This window comes from Modestobacter versicolor (genome assembly GCF_041028285.1).
Taxonomy (GTDB): Bacteria; Actinomycetota; Actinomycetes; order Mycobacteriales; family Geodermatophilaceae; genus Modestobacter; species Modestobacter versicolor_A.
Map to the genome: position 1 here is coordinate 510109 of NZ_JABGDB010000001.1, position 14913 is coordinate 525021.

Genomic DNA, 14913 nt, shown 5'->3' on the forward strand with positions numbered 1-14913 from the left:
CGACATGGCCCGCACCGCTCGCACCCTGGTCCGATCCGCCGCCACCGTCACCGGCGCGGTGGCCGCCGTCGCCGGCGTCACGCTGGCCGGCATGCCCGCCGCCAGCGCCTCCACCAGCGCCTCCACCAGCGCCTCCACCAGCGCGGCCCAGCCGTTCTACATGTACGACGTCAACCGCGACGGCTGGATCGACGGGTCCGCGTACGACACCTACGGCAACGGCATCCTGGACACGAACGTGGTCATCGCCAACGGCGCGCTGCTGTGGCTCTACGACAACAACGAGAACGGCCGGCCCGACAACTACGGCTCGGACAACAACGGCGACGGCTACGCCGACCTGTGGGGCTACGACCCGAACGAGGACTTCGTCGTCGACAGCTGGACCTACGACACGGCGGTCTTCTCGTACCGGCCCACGACCTTCGTGGTCAGCGTGACCGTCCTGCTGCAGAGCCAGCCGTACTACTGAGCCGGCCCCGACCCACCCGCCGCCCCGACGCGCACCGCGCGCGTCGGGGCGGACGGCTGTCCGCAGCAGCTCAGAGGTCGCGGTCCCGGACGACGCCGCTCTGCAGGGCGCGTTCCACCAGCCGCAGCCGCTTCTGGTTGTGCGGGAGCTCGCCGACCCCGAACTTGGCGAACAGCGCCCGCAGGTGGGTCTTCACGGCGTCCTCGCTGAGGTAGAGCTCGGCCCCGATCTGCTGGTTGGTCGTCGGCACCGCGTAGGCGCTGCCGTGCTTGAACGGCCGGCACAGCGCGAGCAGCACGGCCCGCTGCGAGTCGGTGAGGGCGCTCAGGGTGGGCACGTCGGCGGCCACCCGGGTCGACTCGTCCCGGCGGGGGCCGTACTCGCGGTAGGCCAGCAGCGTCCCGCCGACCCGGACGGCGTCACCCGCGTGCAGCCGCCGACGGCCGGTGATCCGCTCGCCGTTGAGGTACGTGCCGTTGCGGGACAGGCCGTCGTCGGTGACCGTCCAGGCGCCGCCGATCCACTCGACGACGGCGTGCACCCGGGAGACCTCGGCGTCCCAGGTGAGGGCGACGTCGTTGGCCGGCGCGCGCCCCACGGTGACCCGGGTGACCGTGCCGGTGAGCAGGAACTCCGCGGAGCGGCCCTCGGCGTCGTCGTACCGCAGGAGCGGGCAGCTCGCTGCGTCGCCGGCCACGCCGCACATCATGCGGCCGGGGTCACCGGAACGGCAACGACCGGGGCGGCGTCCGGCCACCGCAGGGGGTGGGGGCAGGCCGCCCAGGGTGGCGCGATGCCCACCCCACGGGTCCTGGAGGGCGGGGCCGGGTCGTCCGACGCTCGTCCTGTCGCACCGCCCGCCACTCCGAAGGGACCCCGTCATGACCCGCTCCCGCTCCACCACCCCCGCCACCGGTCAGCGGCGCACCCTGCACCGCTCCCTCGTCGCCGCCGGGCTCGCCGCGGTCGCCGGCGCCGGCGTCGTCGCGTCGTCGGGGACCGCCCTGGCCGGCGGCGAGCCGGCCACCGGCTCCGCGGCGACGGACCTGGAGAGGTCGATCGTGCAGATCGGCACCGAGTGGACCGGCTACGTGCAGTACCCCACGCGGACCGGGCCGGTCTGGTCCGACGCCGTGCACGTCGAGTTCTCCTGCACCGGCTGGTTCGCCAGCGACGAGGGCCACATCGTCACCGCCGGCCACTGCGTCGACCCGGCGGACCCCCGCATCCGCGAGGCTCTCCTCGAGCAGTTCCTGGCCGAGCGGGGCGCGTCGGACCGGGCGGCGGAGGCCGCCGACTGGCCGGTCGAGGGCCTGGAGTCGGTGCTGCCCGACCGCAGCGCCGTCTGGGCGGTCCAGCCGTTCGAGGTCGAGGGGTCGACCCTGCACGAGGAGACGGTCGTGCAGGTCCTGGACTACCGGTCCTTCGAGGACGGCGACGTGGCGCTGTTGCAGGCCAGCGGGCTGGGGGAGCCGACCCCGCCGCTGGTCGTCGCCGACGAGCTGCCCGCCACCGGTGACCCGGTCACCGCCATCGGCTACCCGGTCAACGTCGGCAGCGTCTCGGACGCCGACCGGCTGCGGCCGTCCTTCAAGAGCGGCACGGTCAGCTCGACCCAGGTGTCGCGGACCGGCGTGCCCGGCATCGAGGTGAACGCGGACCTCTCCGGCGGCATGTCGGGTGGGCCGACCGTGGACGCGGACGGCGCCGTCATCGGCGTCAACAGCTCGACCTTCGTCGACCAGAGCTTCAACTTCGTCACCGACACCGTGGCCCTGGAGAGCTTCCTCGACCAGCAGGGCATCGACCTGCCGGGCGGGACCAGCGGCACCGCGGGGGTGACCGGCTCCGGCCTCGGGGAGATCGGGGAGCTGGCCTCTGCGTCGGCCCCGGCCACCGGGACGGCGGGCGACTGGGCGTTCGCCGCCGGCGGGGCCGCTCTCCTGCTGGGCGCCGGCGGTGCCTACCAGCGGTCGCGGCGGCGCCCGGTCCCGGCGTCCCGGCCGGCGCTGCCCGGCCGCCCGGACGCCACCCGGCTGATCGCCCGGCCCGTGACCGGCCCGGTCACCGGTCCCGTCTCCGGGCCCGTCGCCGGTCGGGTCGTCCGCGGCCGCTGACCGTCCCACCCCGGGGGAGCCCCGGTGCACCGGACTCGGTGCACCGGGGCCCTGCCGCGTGTCCGCCCCTCGCGTCCGGCCGCCGTCCCGCTGCCGTCCCCCGGGATCAGGTCACCTGGTCGTCGGTGCTCCTGGCTCACCGCAGGACGTGAGCCAGGAGCACGCGCGGTGAGCTCACCTGATCAATGCCAGGGAAGCGGGTCAGTCCTGGAGCTGGCGTTCCTCGCGGAGGTCGCGCAGGACGGCGGCCACCGTCTCGTCCAGCGGGCCGTCGCCGGCGATGACGTCGCCGGGCTCGTCCTCGCCCAGCCGCTCCAGGGTGGCCAGCTGGCTGTCCAGCAGGGACGGCGGCATGTAGTGCCCCTTCCGCTGCGCCAGCCGCTCGACCAGCACCTCGCGGGCCACGTCCACGTGGGCGAACCACACCGACGGGTGGCCCTCGCGCAGCAGGTCGCGGTAGCTGCGCTTGAGCGCGGAGCAGGTGATGACCAGCGACGTCCCGGCCGCCTCGTGCTCGCCGACCACCTCGGCGATCCGCCGGAGCCAGGGCCAGCGATCCTCGTCGTCGAGCGGGGTGCCGGCGGCCATCTTGGCCACGTTGGCCTCCGGGTGCAGGTCGTCGCCCTCGATGAACTCCCACCCCAGCTGCCGGGTGAGCTCACGGGCCGCGCTCGTCTTGCCGGAGCCGGAGACCCCCATGACGACGATCGACGTGGTCGCCGGGATGCTGGGCGCAGAGTCCATGCGCTGACCGTAGGGGTCCGCGCGGTGCGAGCGGGGGACAGGTCGTGACGACGGCGCAGCCACGGGCCTCGCTGTGGCGCCTGCCGGCGGTCCGCGCGCTCGCCGCGACCAACCTGCTGGGGTTCCTGAGCTACTCGCTGCTGCTGTCGGCACTGCCGGCCCACGCCGCCTCCCTCGGCTACGGGCTGACCGCGGCCGGCTCGGTCACCACGGTCTTCCTGGTGGTGACCGTGCTGGTGCAGGGCACGGTGCCGGCCCTGGTGCGGCGGTTCGGTCTGGGCCCGGTGCTGTCCGCCGGGTTGCTCACGCTGGGGCTGCCCGCGCCGCTCTACCTCGTCGCCGACGGGCTGCCCGGGCTGCTCGCCGTCTCCGCGGTGCGGGGCACCGGCTTCGCGGTGCTGACCGTGCTCGGCTCGACGATCGCCGCCCAGGCGGTGCCGCCCGAACGGCGCGGGGAGTCGATCGGCATCTACGGGTTGGCGGTCGCCCTGCCCACCCTGGCCGCGGTGCCCGGCGGGGCGGCCCTGACCCTGGCCGGGCGGTTCTCCTGGGTGGCGCTCCTGGCCGCCGGCACGGTCCTGGCGCTCGGCTGCGTGCCCGGGCTGGTGCGGGCGGTCGGGACGACGACCGAGGCGCCCGCCGCAGGAGGCTCCCGTGCGGCGGTGCGGGCCGCTGCAGTGCCCTGCGTGCTCCTGCTGCTGGTCACGCTGGCCGGTGGCGGGCTGGTGACCTTCCTGCCGATCGAGCGGCCCGACGGCTCGCTGGCCGCGGTGGCGCTGCTGCTGTTCGGCCTGGCCACGGCGGCGTCCCGCTGGCGCGCCGGGGTGCTCGTCGACCGGCTCGGCGCCCGGGTGCTGCTGCCCGCTACGCTCGGCGCCGGGGCCGCCGGCCTCGCGCTGGTCGCGCTGGGCCTGCACACCGGCGGGACGGCGGAGCCCGTGCTGGTGCTCGTCGGGGCGCTGGGGCTGGGGGTCGGCTACGGCGCGGTGCAGAACCTCACGCTCGTCCTCGCCTTCGCCCGGGCGGGGGAGGGGCACGCGGCCACGGTGAGCGCGGTGTGGAACGCGTGCTTCGACAGCGGTACCGCGATCGGCGCGCTCGCGGTCGGGGTGGTCGCCGCCTCGCTCGGGCTGCCGTGGACCTACGTGGTCGTCGCCGTCGCGCTGGCCGCCGTCCTGCCCCTGGCGGTCAGCCTGCCGCGCGCGCTCCGGTCAGCGGGCTGACGGCTCGCCCAGCCGCAGCCGGGCCGCCTCGGCCAGCCGGGTCACCGTCCGCACCTCCTCGGCGGCCTCGCGGAGCCAGTCGTGCAGGGCGGCGACGTCGCGGCCGCGGCGGCTGCGGTCGCGCAGCTGACCGAGGAGCACCTGCCGGCTGCTGGCCTGGGCGCGCATGGCGGTCGGCAGGGTCCGGCCGGTGCGCCGCGCCGAGGCGGTGAAGGCGGCGCCCACGAACACCAGCTCGCGGACGTCGGTCAGCCCGGTCAGCAGCGCGTCGGCCTCCTCGGGGCGGCCGGCCTCGAGCAGCTCCAGGTACGCGGTGGCGCGGCGGGCGCCGGTCTCGGCGGGGGACTCGAACGGTGCGGTCACCCCTCCACTGTCCCTCAGCGCCCGCTCCAGCGCGGGGGCCGCTCCGCCGGGAAGGCGGCGAGGCCCGCCCGGCGGTCCTCGCTGAGGTCGGGGGTCGGGCCGACGTCCGGCCGCAGCGGCCGGGACGCGTGGTCCACCAGCCCCCACCGGGAGGCGCCGCCCTCACCGGTCACGTGCTCACCGGGCCCGACGGCACCGGCACCCGCCGGGCACCGCGTAGGTTCGTGCCGTCGCCGCGTCCGCGTGGCGGCGCGGCCCGTCATACAGCGGCGGCCAGCGCGCGGGGCCCCAGCTCGGGGCTCCTGCCGAGGTCCTCACCCCGGTGTCAAACCCGGAGTGTCGCCATGACCGTGCCCGAGAACACGCCGCCTGCTGCCGTCGTCGCGGCGCTGGAGCAGCTGGCGCGGCTGAGCCTGCGCGAGCACACGCTGGAGTCGGTGCTGCAGACCGTCGTCGACCTGGCCGAGCGCGTGCTCCCCGGCGACCTGGGGACGTCGGTCACCCTGGTGGTCGACGGCCGTCCGTCGACCCCGTCGTCCTCCAGCCCCCTGGCCCTGACCCTGGACCGGGAGCAGTACCGCCGCGGCCAGGGACCGTGCCTGCACGCGGCCGTGACCGGTGAGCTCGTGGAGATCGCCGAGACGGCCACGGAGCAGCGGTGGGCCGGCTGGTGCCGGGCCGCCGAGGGCCACGGCGTCGGCAGCTCGCTGTCGGTGCCCCTGTCGATCAGCGAGCGGGTCGCCGCCGGGCTGAACGTGTATTCGCGGGAGACGTACGCCTTCGGCACGCGGGCGCAGTCCGCCGCCCTGCAGTTCGCGCCCTTCGCGTCCGTCGCCGTCGCGAACGTGCACGCCCACCAGGACCTCCAGGCCATGGCCGGGAACCTGCAACTGGCGCTGGGGTCCCGGGCCGTGATCGACCAGGCCAAGGGGATCCTGATCGAGCGGCACCGGCTCACCGCCGACCAGGCCTTCGCGGCGCTCACGGCCGTCTCGATGCGCACGAACACCAAGCTGCGCGACGTCGCCGAGCGCCTCGTGCGCACCGGGGTCATCGACCTCGAGGCACCCGGACCCGGCTGACCCCGCGGCGCCGCCCGGTTGGGGGACGGTGCTGCGGGGCACAGTGGGGAGACGGGCCAGCTGCTCGCCGGCAGGCAGCGGGTTCCAGGCTCGGTGGTCGAGAAGACGGCCACCGGGCTGCCCGACCGCCGGCTCAGCTCCCGTACTGGCAGGCCTCGCACAGCCCGGTGTCGTCGGGCACGTCCTCGACGGCCACCACCCGGACCCAGGCTCCGCAGAGAGCCTGCACCTCGGCGGAGCGCGCGGCGGCGGCCCGCCCGGCGGTGCCCTCCACCGCGTGCAGCGGGCCCACCCGGTCCTCCCGGCCCCCGCCCGTGTCGCCGTCCACACCCGGTCGCCGGACCGCCAGCCCGATCACGTTCGCCACGGCACCAGCCTGCGCCGCCTCGCGGGCGGCGGTGCAGCCGGGTGGTCCGTGCCCGGTCCCGCCGCGGTCCGGAGGGCAGCTCCCCGGTGCCCACCGGGTCCTTCGCGACGTCACGGAGCTCCCGGTTCGTCGCCATCGACGCGCGGCCGGGCCCACCGGGTCAGGCCGGACCGGGACGACGAAGCGGCCCCGTCCCGGGGGACGGAGCCGCTGGTCGATCCTGGTGCGCCATCAGGGACTCGAACCCCGAACCCGCTGATTAAGAGTCAGCTGCTCTGCCAATTGAGCTAATGGCGCGTGTCGTCCGGTGCAGCCGGGCAACAGGGGAGAACTGTACACGTCGACACCGCACCGCCGTCCGCAGGGCCTGCGCGGGACGGTCCGCGCGCGTGCCGGCCGACCGGCCGCCACAGCGTGGACACTGGGGTCGGTGCAGCGTCCGCCGGGAGGGCCCCGGCACGGGCGCGCACGGGTACAGGGGGCAGGTCTTCGTGGGGACACAGCAGGCGCGACGCGTCGCCGCAGTGCTCATCGCCGCATCGCTGGCGCTGCTGGTGGGCTGCACCGGCTCGTCGTCCGACGACGCCGCGGGCGGCACGGGCACGCCGGAGCCGTCGGCGGCGCCGGCCCAGCTGGCGGTGAGCCTGCCCGACGGTGCCGTCGACGTCCCGCCGGCCACGCCGCTGGAGGTCACGGTCACCGGGGGTGAGCTCGCCGACGTCGCGGTCGCCGACGGCGCCGGCACGGACGTGCCCGGCAGCGTCGCGCCCGCCGCGGACGACCCGTCCCGGGCGGTGTGGACGCCGGAGACCCCGCTGGCCTACGCGGCCAGCTACTCGGTCACGGCCACCGCCACCAACGCCGACGACGCCGAGACGACGACCACGTCGGGCTTCACCACGGTCACCCCCGCGGCGCTGTCCACCCCGAGCATCGGCCCGCTCGACGGCACCACCGTCGGCGTGGGCATGCCGCTGCGGGTGTTCTTCGACGACCCGGTCGCCGACAAGGCCGCCGTCGAGAGCCACCTGCTGGTGACCACCTCCACGCCGACCGACGGGGTGTGGAACTGGGTCGGTGACGCCGAGGCGCACTTCCGCCCCTCCACCTACTGGCCGGCCGGCACCCAGGTCACCCTGGACGCCGACCTGTACGGCGTCTCGTTCGGCGAGGGGGTCTGGGGTGAGAAGGACCGCACCGTGTCCTTCACCATCGGCCGCAAGCACGTCTCGGTCGCCGACGCCGCCGCCCACACGCTCACCGTCTACGACGGCGACCAGCTGGTGCAGACCTTCCCGATGAGCGCGGGCAGCAGCGAGAACCCGACCCACAACGGCGCGCACGTCGTGCTGGAGAAGTTCGACGCCATCACGATGGACTCCTCGACCTTCGGGTTGGCGGTCGACGCGCCCGGCGGCTACCGCACGGACGTGCAGTACGCCACCCGCATCTCCAACAACGGCGAGTTCGTGCACGCCGCGCCGTGGTCGCTGGCCTCGCAGGGGTCGGCCAACGTGTCGCACGGCTGCATCAACCTCTCCACCGAGCGGGCCCAGTGGTTCTACGACTTCTCCCAGCCCGGGGACGTCGTCGAGGTCGTCGGCTCGCAGGGCGGCACGCTGTCCGCCGCGGACGGCGACATCTACGACTGGGCGATCCCGTGGGAGGAGTGGAAGGCCGGCAGCGCGCTGAGCTGACCGCCCCGACACACCCTTCAGCGGGGGTCCGGCCCCCGAGGGGGAGCGTGCTCCCGCCCACGGCGTCTACGATCGACCCCAGACGGCTCGCGACCCGGGGCCCTGACCCCTGTGGTCGGCCAGCCCGGGTGCCGCGTCAGCCACCTCCACCAGCGGCCTCTCCGCCAGCACCCCGGTGCCGAGCGATGCCGGACGGCGTTCCCAGGAGAGACGACACACATGAGCATCACCGACGTCGAGGTCGACCCCGCTGCCGCGCAGCTGCCGCAGGTGACCAGCACCGCCGACGTCGTGGGCACCGCAGCCCCGGCGGAGGAGGAGGAGACCACCGAGGTCGCCGAGGCGACCGACGGCGATCCCGCGCAGGCGGCCACCGAGTGGGACGACGACACCGACTCCCTCGCCCTGCAGAAGGCCCGCAAGGACGCCGAGACCACGGCCTCGGCCGACCCGGTCCGCGCCTACCTCAAGCTCATCGGCCGGGTGAAGCTGCTCACCGCCGAGGAGGAGGTCGACCTGGCCCGGCGGATCGAGGCCGGGCTGTACGCCGAGCACAAGCTGCAGGCTGCCGCCGGCGGCGGCGAGGCCGTCCCGGTGGGCGTCCGCCGCGAGCTGCACTGGGTCGCCCGGGACGGCGAGCGCGCCAAGGACCACCTGCTGGAGGCCAACCTCCGGCTGGTCGTGTCGCTGGCCAAGCGCTACACCGGCCGCGGCATGGCCTTCCTGGACCTGATCCAGGAGGGCAACCTGGGCCTGATCCGGGCGGTCGAGAAGTTCGACTACACCAAGGGCTTCAAGTTCTCGACCTACGCGACGTGGTGGATCCGGCAGGCGATCACCCGGGCGATGGCCGACCAGGCCCGCACCATCCGGATCCCGGTGCACATGGTCGAGGTCATCAACAAGCTGCGCCGCATCCAGCGGGAGATGCTCCAGGAGCTCGGGCGGGAGCCCACCCCGGAGGAGCTGGCCAAGGAGCTGGACATCACCCCGGAGAAGGTGCTGGAGATCCAGCAGTACGCCCGGGAGCCGATCAGCCTCGACCAGACCATCGGCGACGAGGGCGACAGCCAGCTCGGTGACTTCATCGAGGACTCCGAGGCCGTCGTCGCCGTCGACGCGATCAGCTTCAGCATGATGCAGGAGCAGCTGTCCGGCGTGCTCCAGACGCTCACCGAGCGCGAGGCCGGCGTCGTCCGGATGCGCTTCGGGCTCAGCGACGGCCAGCCGCGCACGCTGGACGAGATCGGCCGCGTCTACGGGGTCACCCGGGAGCGGATCCGGCAGATCGAGTCCAAGACGATGTCCAAGCTGCGCCACCCCAGCCGCTCCCAGGTGCTGCGCGACTACCTCGACTGAGGAAGGACCCCTCTCCTCCCCACACCTCGCAAGCTCGGCGCGGGCCCCTGGAGAGGGGCCGGGACGAGCGTCGACGGGGCCGTTCCAGCCCGTCGCGTCAGGGCCGAGGAGCGCGCGGCGGGCCGGTGTGGGTGCGGTGGGTGACGATCACCCGACCACAGGTGAGCCCATACCGTGCTGGGCCGGTCGCTGGTCCGGCCGGACGTCACGGTGCGTGAAATCTAACCTCGCCTCCTCGTAGGGTCCCGTCCGCTTCCACCTCCTCCGAGGACGGGCAGGGCGAGATGCGCGACGAACACGGGGTCGACAGGTCAGCTGCCTCCACCGCACCGTTGCGGGTGCTGCTGGTCGAGGACTTCCACCGGCACGACGACTCCTGGGTGCACCCGGGGCTGCACGCGCTGTGGGTCTACCGGTTCGGGCACTGGGGGCTCGACCGCCCGCCGCTGGTCCGCGCGGCCGTGAAGGTGCTGCACCGGCTGGTCAACCGGCTGGTCGTGCAGAACCTCTACGGCACCGAGGTCTGCGACGAGGCCTTCATCGGCCGGCGGGTCCGGCTCGGCCACCACCAGGCCGTCCAGATCCCCGGCTTCAGCGTGATCGGCGACGAGTCGGTCATCCGCAACGGCGTGACGCTCGGGTTCACCGGCACCCGCAGCGCCCGCGAGGACGTACCCCGGCTGGGCCGGCGGGTCGAGGTCGGGGTGGGCGCGTGCCTGCTCGGGCCGATCACCGTGGGCGACGACGCCAAGATCGGGCCGCACGCGATCGTCACCGTCGACGTCCCGGCCGGGGCGACGGCCTTCAGCCCGCCGGCGCGGATCCTGCGGCCGCAGCCGGCCGAGGTCGCGCCGGCCGGTCCGGACGGCGCCGCCGACGCGACCGGTCGCCAGGCCGCGCCGACGGTGGGGGCGGCATGACCACCGACCAGCTGGCGGCCCCGGTCGCGGAGCCCACCGCCGAGGAAGCGGTCGCCGAGGCCCGGGCCCGGGTCTCCCGCCAGCCGGTGCCCGAGCTGCGGGCCTGCCTGGACCTGGCCCGGGCGTACGAGCGGGCCGGTGACCCGGCCCGGGCGGTGCAGTGGGCGTTCGCCGCGATCGACGCCGGGGAGGACCTCGCCGGCTGGATGGCTGCGGCCCGCGTCGTGGACCGCTGCCGGTCGCGGCTGCCGGCCCGCAGCCGGTCGGCGCGGGTGGCCGTGCTCGGCAGCTACACGACCTCCCAGCTGGCGGCGCTGCTCCCGGTGGCCGCCGCCCGGGCCGGCGTCGACGTCGAGGTCTACGAGAGCGGCTACGGGCAGTACCGGCTCGACCTGCTCGACCCGGGCAGCGCCCTGCACGCGTTCGCCCCGGACGTCGTCGTGCTCGCGGTGGACGAGGGCGAGGTGCACCTGCCCCCGCACAGCGACGACCCGGCGGCCGCGGTGGCCCAGGAGCTCGCCCGCTGGACCGGCCTCTGGGACCTGGTGGAGCAGCGGCTGGGCGCCCGGGTCGTGCAGCACACGTTCGCGGTGCCGCCGGAGGAGAGCCTGGGGAACTTCGCCGCGCGGGTCCCCGGCGCGCGCCGGACCATGCTGCACCGGCTCGACGAGCGGCTCGCGGAGGCGGCGGGGGACCGGGTCGGGCTGGTCGACTGCGAGTGGCTCTCCGGGGTGGCCGGCAAGGAGGCGTGGTTCGACGCCCGGTACCGACACCTGGCCAAGCAGGCGGTCGGCCTGGGGTGCGTCCCGCGGCTGGCCCGGCACACCGCCGCCGTCCTGGCCGCCCAGCTGGGGCTCAGCCGCAAGGTTCTGGTGCTCGACCTGGACGGCACGCTGTGGGGCGGCGTCCTCGGCGAGGTGGGGCTGCACGGCATCACCCTGGGCGCCGGCCCGGCGGGCGAGGCGTACAGCGACTTCCAGCGGTACGTGCTCGAGCTCCGGCAGCGGGGCGTCGTCCTGGCGGTGTCGTCGAAGAACGACGAGCCCGACGTCCGCGAGGTCTTCACCCGGCACCCGGACATGCTGGTGCGGCTCGAGGACGTCGCGGTGCTGCTGGCCGGCTGGGGCGACAAGCCCAGCGCGCTGCGGCGGATCGCGGCCACCCTCGGGGTCGGGCTGGACTCGCTGGTCTTCGTCGACGACAACCCGGCCGAGCGCGCGGCCGTGCAGGAGCTGCTCCCCGAGGTCGACGTGGTGCCGCTGCCCGTCGACCCGGCCGGCTACGTCCGGGCGCTGGCCCGCTACCCGTTCTTCGAGCCGGCCGCCCTGACCGCCGAGGACGCCGCGCGCACCGCGCAGTACCGGGCCCGTGCCCAGGCCGCGGAGGAGCAGGCGGCAGCCGGGTCGCTGGAGGAGTTCCTGGCCGGCCTGGGCATGTGCGCCACCGTCGACGTGCTCGGTCCGGCGAACCTGCCGCGGGTGGCCCAGCTGGTCGGCAAGACCAACCAGTTCAACCTCACCGCCCGGCGGCACCCGCCGGACGCCCTCGCGGCGATGGCCACCGACCCGTGCACGGTGTCGCAGGTGGTGCGGCTGCGGGACCGCTTCGCCGACCACGGCGTCGTCGGGGTGCTGCTGGCGACCCACCGGGACGACGTGCTGACCGTGCACACCTGGCTGCTGTCGTGCCGGGTGATCGGCCGCACGCTGGAGGACGAGATGTTCGCCGAGCTGGTCGGCACCGCCGCACGCCGGGGGTGCCGCCGGGTCGTCGGGCTGTACACGCCGACGGCCCGGAACGGCCAGGTGGCTGAGTTGTACGCCCGGCTGGGCTTCACCCGCACCGGCCGGGACGACGGCACCGGGACCACCGTCTGGGAGCTCGGGCTGCCCGCGCACCCGGTCCGGCCCGGGCACGTGGCCGTCGAGGCGCGGCCGGCGGTCCCGGTCGTGGAGCTCGACGCGGCGGCACCCCGGTGAGCGTCGAGGAGCGCGTCCACCAGGTGATCCGCGACGTCCTGGCCGACGACGAGGTGGTGCTCACCGACGCGACCACGGCCGCCGAGGTGGAGGGCTGGGACTCCCTCGCGCACATCAACATCATGTTCGCGCTGGAGTCCGAGTTCGACGTCCAGTTCACCGACGACCAGCTGAGCTCCTTCCGCGACCTCGGCGAACTGCGGCGCTTCCTCGCCGGGGCCGACGCCGACGTCCGCGGGCGGTGAGCGGGACCCCGGCGGCCTGGTGACCGGCGGCGTGGTGACCGGCGGCACGGCGACCGGTGCGGGGGTCGCCGGGCGGCGCGGGGGACCGCTGACCCGGATGGCCGGACGGGCCGGGCTCAACCTGGTCGACCAGGCGCTGTCCGCGCTGACCAACGTGGTGCTGGCGTTCCTGGTCGCCCGGGCGGTGACCGCCGGCGGGTTCGGCGCCTTCGCGGTCGCGTTCCTGGTCTTCAGCCTGCTCATCGGCTTCGAGCGGTCGCTGGTGGGGCAGCCGATGAGCATCCGGTTCAGCGCCGCGGAGGGGGTGCAGCGGCAGCAGGCGGCCAGCGCCGGCATCGCGACCACGGTGGCGGTGACGCTCCTGGCCGGTGCGGTGGTGGCCGTCGCCGGCGTCCTGCTCGGCGGGGTGCTCGGGGTGACGCTGCTGGCGCTGGCGCCCGTGCTGCCGGGGCTGGTGGTGCAGGACGCCTGCCGGCTCGTCTTCTTCGCGCAGCGCCGGCCGCACCTCGCCGTGGTCAACGACGTGGTCTGGGCGGCCGTGCAGTTCCCGGTGATGGGCGTGCTCGCCGCGTCCGGGGTCGACGAGCCGTGGCCCTACGTGCTGGCCTGGGGCGGAGCGGCGACCGTCGCCGCCGCGCTCGGGGTGGTGCAGCTGCACGCCCGGCCGCGGGTGGACCAGGTGGCGCACTGGGTGCGGGCCCACATCGACATCACCGGGTACCTGATGCTCGAGTACGTCATCGGCGCCGGCAGCGCGCAGGGCAGCATCCTGCTCGTCGGCGCCGTGGGCTCGCTGGACGACGTCGGCTCGCTGCGGGCCGCCCAGACGCTGCTCGGGCCGCTCGGCATCGTGACCGCCGCGATCCGCAGCTTCCTGCTGCCCGAGGTGTCCCGGCGCACCGACCTCGCTGCGCGCACCCGGTGGCGGCTGGCTGCCGCGGTGTCCGCCGTGGTGGTGGCCGGGTCGCTGGTCTTCGCCGGGCTGCTGCAGCTCGTCCCGGACGGCCTGGGCACCGAGCTGTTGGGGGACACCTGGCCGGGTGCGAGCAGCGTCCTGCTGCCGTTGTCGCTGGCGTCGGCGGCGGCCGGTGCGTGCATGGGCCCGGCGATCGTCATCTACGCGATGGGGCAGGCGCGGCGGACCTTCCTGCTGCACGCCTTCGAGGCGCCCCTGGTCATCGCCTGCACGGGCGGCGGCGTGCACCTCGGCGGCACGGTCGGCGCCGCCTGGGGCATGGCGCTCAGCATGACCGTGATGGTGCCGCTGTGGGCCTGGCAGCTGCGGGTGCTGCTGACCACCCCCGCCGCCCCGGACGAGCGGCCCCGGGACGGGCGAGGCCCCGGTCAGCGGACTGACCAGGGCCTCGGTGGGGTGAGTGACGGGACTTGAACCCGCGACATCCAGGATCACAACCTGGCGCTCTACCAGCTGAGCTACACCCACCATGCACACCGGGCGGCTGGCGAGAGCCGGCCCGGTGGACGCGCCAACGATACCGGAGGGGGTCAGCCCTCCGACGAGGCCGGGGTCGCGAGGGGTCCCGCGCCGTCCGGGCCGGTCGCCAGCATCGGGGCGAAGGCGGCGACCACGGCGCCGGACGCCGCCTGGGCCTGCGCGTTGTCCGGCCCGGGCGCGGGGACGAACAGGGTCTGCCGGTAGTAGGCCAGCTCCCGGATCGACTCCAGGATGTCGGCCAGCGCGCGGTGCGCCAGGCCCTTCGGCGGCTGGGCGAAGTAGACCCGCGGGAACCAGCGGCGGGCCAGCTCCTTGATCGAGGAGACGTCGATCATCCGGTAGTGCAGGTGGTCGTCGAGCTCGGGCATGTCCCGGGCCAGGAACCCGCGGTCGGTGCCGATCGAGTTCCCGCACAGCGGGGCGGTGCGCCGCTCGGGCACGAACTGCTTGACGTAGGCCAGCACCTGGGCCGAGGCCTCCTCCAGGGTGACCGCGGAGGCACGCACCTCCTCGGTGAGCCCGGAGCGGGCGTGCATCTCGGTGACCACCTCGACCATGCCCGCCAGGTCGGCGTCCTCGGCGTGGATCACCACGTCGAGGCCCGGGTGGAGCACGTTGAGCTGGGAGTCGGTGACCACCACCGCGACCTCGATGAGCTTGTCGGTGGCCAGGTCGAGCCCGGTCATCTCGCAGTCGATCCAGACCAGGTTGTTGGTTGCGCTGTCCGCCACGTCCCGGGACCCTACGCACCGCCGGTCGGCGGCGCTGGGCCGTCCGCCGCCGGCGGGGCGCCGCCGGTCGCAGCGCCCCGCCCGGGCGGACGTCAGGGCCGGTGCGGCGGACGGGCGCCGCGCAGGTGCAGCAGCGGCCGGCGGGGGGGCGCGGTGCC

16 protein-coding genes and 2 tRNA genes are annotated in these 14913 nt (G+C 75.1%); 10 read left to right on the forward strand and 8 right to left on the reverse strand.

Features of this window, described 5'->3' with window-relative positions; all coding sequences use genetic code 11:
* Window positions 1-4 precede the first annotated feature (4 nt).
* Complete coding sequence (locus HL054_RS02645) at window positions 5-472, forward strand: hypothetical protein (protein WP_369137155.1); 468 nt, start codon at window positions 5-7, stop codon at window positions 470-472.
* A 70-nt stretch (window positions 473-542) separates the two neighbouring features.
* Here the strand turns inward: HL054_RS02645 and HL054_RS02650 are convergent, their stop codons facing one another.
* On the reverse strand, window positions 543-1169 hold the full coding sequence (locus tag HL054_RS02650; protein ID WP_369137156.1) for an FHA domain-containing protein: 627 nt from the start codon (window positions 1167-1169) through the stop codon (window positions 543-545).
* Window positions 1170-1353: 184 nt separating this feature from the next.
* On the opposite strand from HL054_RS02650, the gene HL054_RS02655 reads away from it, so the two are divergent.
* Window positions 1354-2589 carry a S1 family peptidase gene (locus HL054_RS02655; RefSeq protein WP_369137157.1) on the forward strand — a complete coding sequence of 412 codons (1236 nt, stop codon included), beginning with the start codon at window positions 1354-1356 and terminating at the stop codon, window positions 2587-2589.
* Window positions 2590-2790: 201 nt separating this feature from the next.
* On the opposite strand, the gene HL054_RS02660 is transcribed toward HL054_RS02655, so the two are convergent.
* On the reverse strand, window positions 2791-3333 hold the full coding sequence (locus HL054_RS02660) for a gluconokinase (protein WP_369137158.1): 543 nt from the start codon (window positions 3331-3333) through the stop codon (window positions 2791-2793).
* A 44-nt stretch (window positions 3334-3377) separates the two neighbouring features.
* Between HL054_RS02660 and HL054_RS02665 the strand changes: the two genes are divergently transcribed.
* Window positions 3378-4556 carry an MFS transporter gene (locus HL054_RS02665; RefSeq protein ID WP_369137159.1) on the forward strand — a complete coding sequence of 393 codons (1179 nt, stop codon included), beginning with the start codon at window positions 3378-3380 and terminating at the stop codon, window positions 4554-4556.
* Here HL054_RS02665 and HL054_RS02670 read toward each other — a convergent pair.
* Together HL054_RS02670 and HL054_RS02675 are read right to left on the reverse strand one after the other, a co-directional pair.
* Window positions 4545-4919 carry a hypothetical protein gene (locus HL054_RS02670; protein WP_369137160.1) on the reverse strand — a complete coding sequence of 125 codons (375 nt, stop codon included), beginning with the start codon at window positions 4917-4919 and terminating at the stop codon, window positions 4545-4547. The two genes, HL054_RS02665 and HL054_RS02670, sit on opposite strands and share 12 nt — an antisense overlap.
* Before the next feature lie 14 nt (window positions 4920-4933).
* Window positions 4934-5092 carry a hypothetical protein gene (locus tag HL054_RS02675; RefSeq protein ID WP_369137161.1) on the reverse strand — a complete coding sequence of 53 codons (159 nt, stop codon included), beginning with the start codon at window positions 5090-5092 and terminating at the stop codon, window positions 4934-4936.
* A 171-nt stretch (window positions 5093-5263) separates the two neighbouring features.
* Here HL054_RS02675 and HL054_RS02680 point away from each other — a divergent pair, with 171 nt between their 5' ends.
* The gene (locus tag HL054_RS02680; protein ID WP_369137162.1) at window positions 5264-6001 is read left to right on the forward strand and encodes an ANTAR domain-containing protein; all 738 of its coding nucleotides are present in this window, start codon (window positions 5264-5266) and stop codon (window positions 5999-6001) included.
* 133 nt (window positions 6002-6134) lie between these two features.
* On the opposite strand, the gene HL054_RS02685 is transcribed toward HL054_RS02680, so the two are convergent.
* Both HL054_RS02685 and HL054_RS02690 read right to left on the reverse strand, forming a co-directional pair.
* Complete coding sequence (locus tag HL054_RS02685) at window positions 6135-6368, reverse strand: hypothetical protein (protein ID WP_369137163.1); 234 nt, start codon at window positions 6366-6368, stop codon at window positions 6135-6137.
* A 221-nt stretch (window positions 6369-6589) separates the two neighbouring features.
* A tRNA-Lys gene (locus tag HL054_RS02690) sits at window positions 6590-6665 on the reverse strand.
* Window positions 6666-6859: 194 nt separating this feature from the next.
* Between HL054_RS02690 and HL054_RS02695 the strand changes: the two genes are divergently transcribed.
* From HL054_RS02695 to HL054_RS02720, 6 genes are all read left to right on the forward strand, one after another.
* The gene (locus HL054_RS02695) at window positions 6860-8065 is read left to right on the forward strand and encodes a L,D-transpeptidase (RefSeq protein WP_369137164.1); all 1206 of its coding nucleotides are present in this window, start codon (window positions 6860-6862) and stop codon (window positions 8063-8065) included.
* Window positions 8066-8284: 219 nt separating this feature from the next.
* Complete coding sequence (locus HL054_RS02700; RefSeq protein ID WP_369137166.1) at window positions 8285-9424, forward strand: RNA polymerase sigma factor; 1140 nt, start codon at window positions 8285-8287, stop codon at window positions 9422-9424.
* A 284-nt stretch (window positions 9425-9708) separates the two neighbouring features.
* Entirely contained in the window at window positions 9709-10344 is a 636-nt protein-coding gene (locus HL054_RS02705) for a serine O-acetyltransferase (protein WP_369137167.1), read from the forward strand.
* Window positions 10341-12323, forward strand: a complete 1983-nt coding sequence (locus tag HL054_RS02710; RefSeq protein ID WP_369137168.1) for an HAD-IIIC family phosphatase — start codon at window positions 10341-10343, stop codon at window positions 12321-12323. Before HL054_RS02705 ends, HL054_RS02710 begins: the two co-directional genes overlap by 4 nt.
* The gene (locus tag HL054_RS02715; RefSeq protein ID WP_369137169.1) at window positions 12320-12568 is read left to right on the forward strand and encodes an acyl carrier protein; all 249 of its coding nucleotides are present in this window, start codon (window positions 12320-12322) and stop codon (window positions 12566-12568) included. The genes HL054_RS02710 and HL054_RS02715 overlap by 4 nt, the downstream gene beginning before the upstream one ends.
* 19 nt (window positions 12569-12587) lie before the next feature.
* Window positions 12588-13958, forward strand: coding sequence for a hypothetical protein (locus HL054_RS02720; RefSeq protein WP_369137170.1), 1371 nt, complete (start codon window positions 12588-12590; stop codon window positions 13956-13958).
* Here HL054_RS02720 and HL054_RS02725 read toward each other — a convergent pair.
* Window positions 13937-14012: transfer RNA gene (locus tag HL054_RS02725), tRNA-His, on the reverse strand. The genes HL054_RS02720 and HL054_RS02725 overlap by 22 nt on opposite strands.
* Window positions 14013-14074: 62 nt before the next feature.
* Window positions 14075-14755 (reverse strand): oligoribonuclease, encoded by a 681-nt coding sequence (gene orn, locus HL054_RS02730; RefSeq protein WP_369137171.1) that lies wholly within the window; start codon window positions 14753-14755, stop codon window positions 14075-14077.
* Between the last annotated feature and the right edge of the window lie 158 nt (window positions 14756-14913).

Excerpts from the sequence above, each read along its gene's own strand:
- HL054_RS02645 (WP_369137155.1), top strand. The coding sequence starts at position 5 with ATGGCCCGCACCGCTCGCACCCTGGTCCGATCCGCCGCCACCGTCACC.
- HL054_RS02655 (WP_369137157.1), top strand. The coding sequence starts at position 1,354 with ATGACCCGCTCCCGCTCCACCACCCCCGCCACCGGTCAGCGGCGCACC.
- HL054_RS02660 (WP_369137158.1), bottom strand. The coding sequence starts at position 3,333 with ATGGACTCTGCGCCCAGCATCCCGGCGACCACGTCGATCGTCGTCATG.
- HL054_RS02680 (WP_369137162.1), top strand. The coding sequence starts at position 5,264 with ATGACCGTGCCCGAGAACACGCCGCCTGCTGCCGTCGTCGCGGCGCTG.
- HL054_RS02700 (WP_369137166.1), top strand. The coding sequence starts at position 8,285 with ATGAGCATCACCGACGTCGAGGTCGACCCCGCTGCCGCGCAGCTGCCG.
- HL054_RS02705 (WP_369137167.1), top strand. The coding sequence starts at position 9,709 with ATGCGCGACGAACACGGGGTCGACAGGTCAGCTGCCTCCACCGCACCG.
- HL054_RS02710 (WP_369137168.1), top strand. The coding sequence starts at position 10,341 with ATGACCACCGACCAGCTGGCGGCCCCGGTCGCGGAGCCCACCGCCGAG.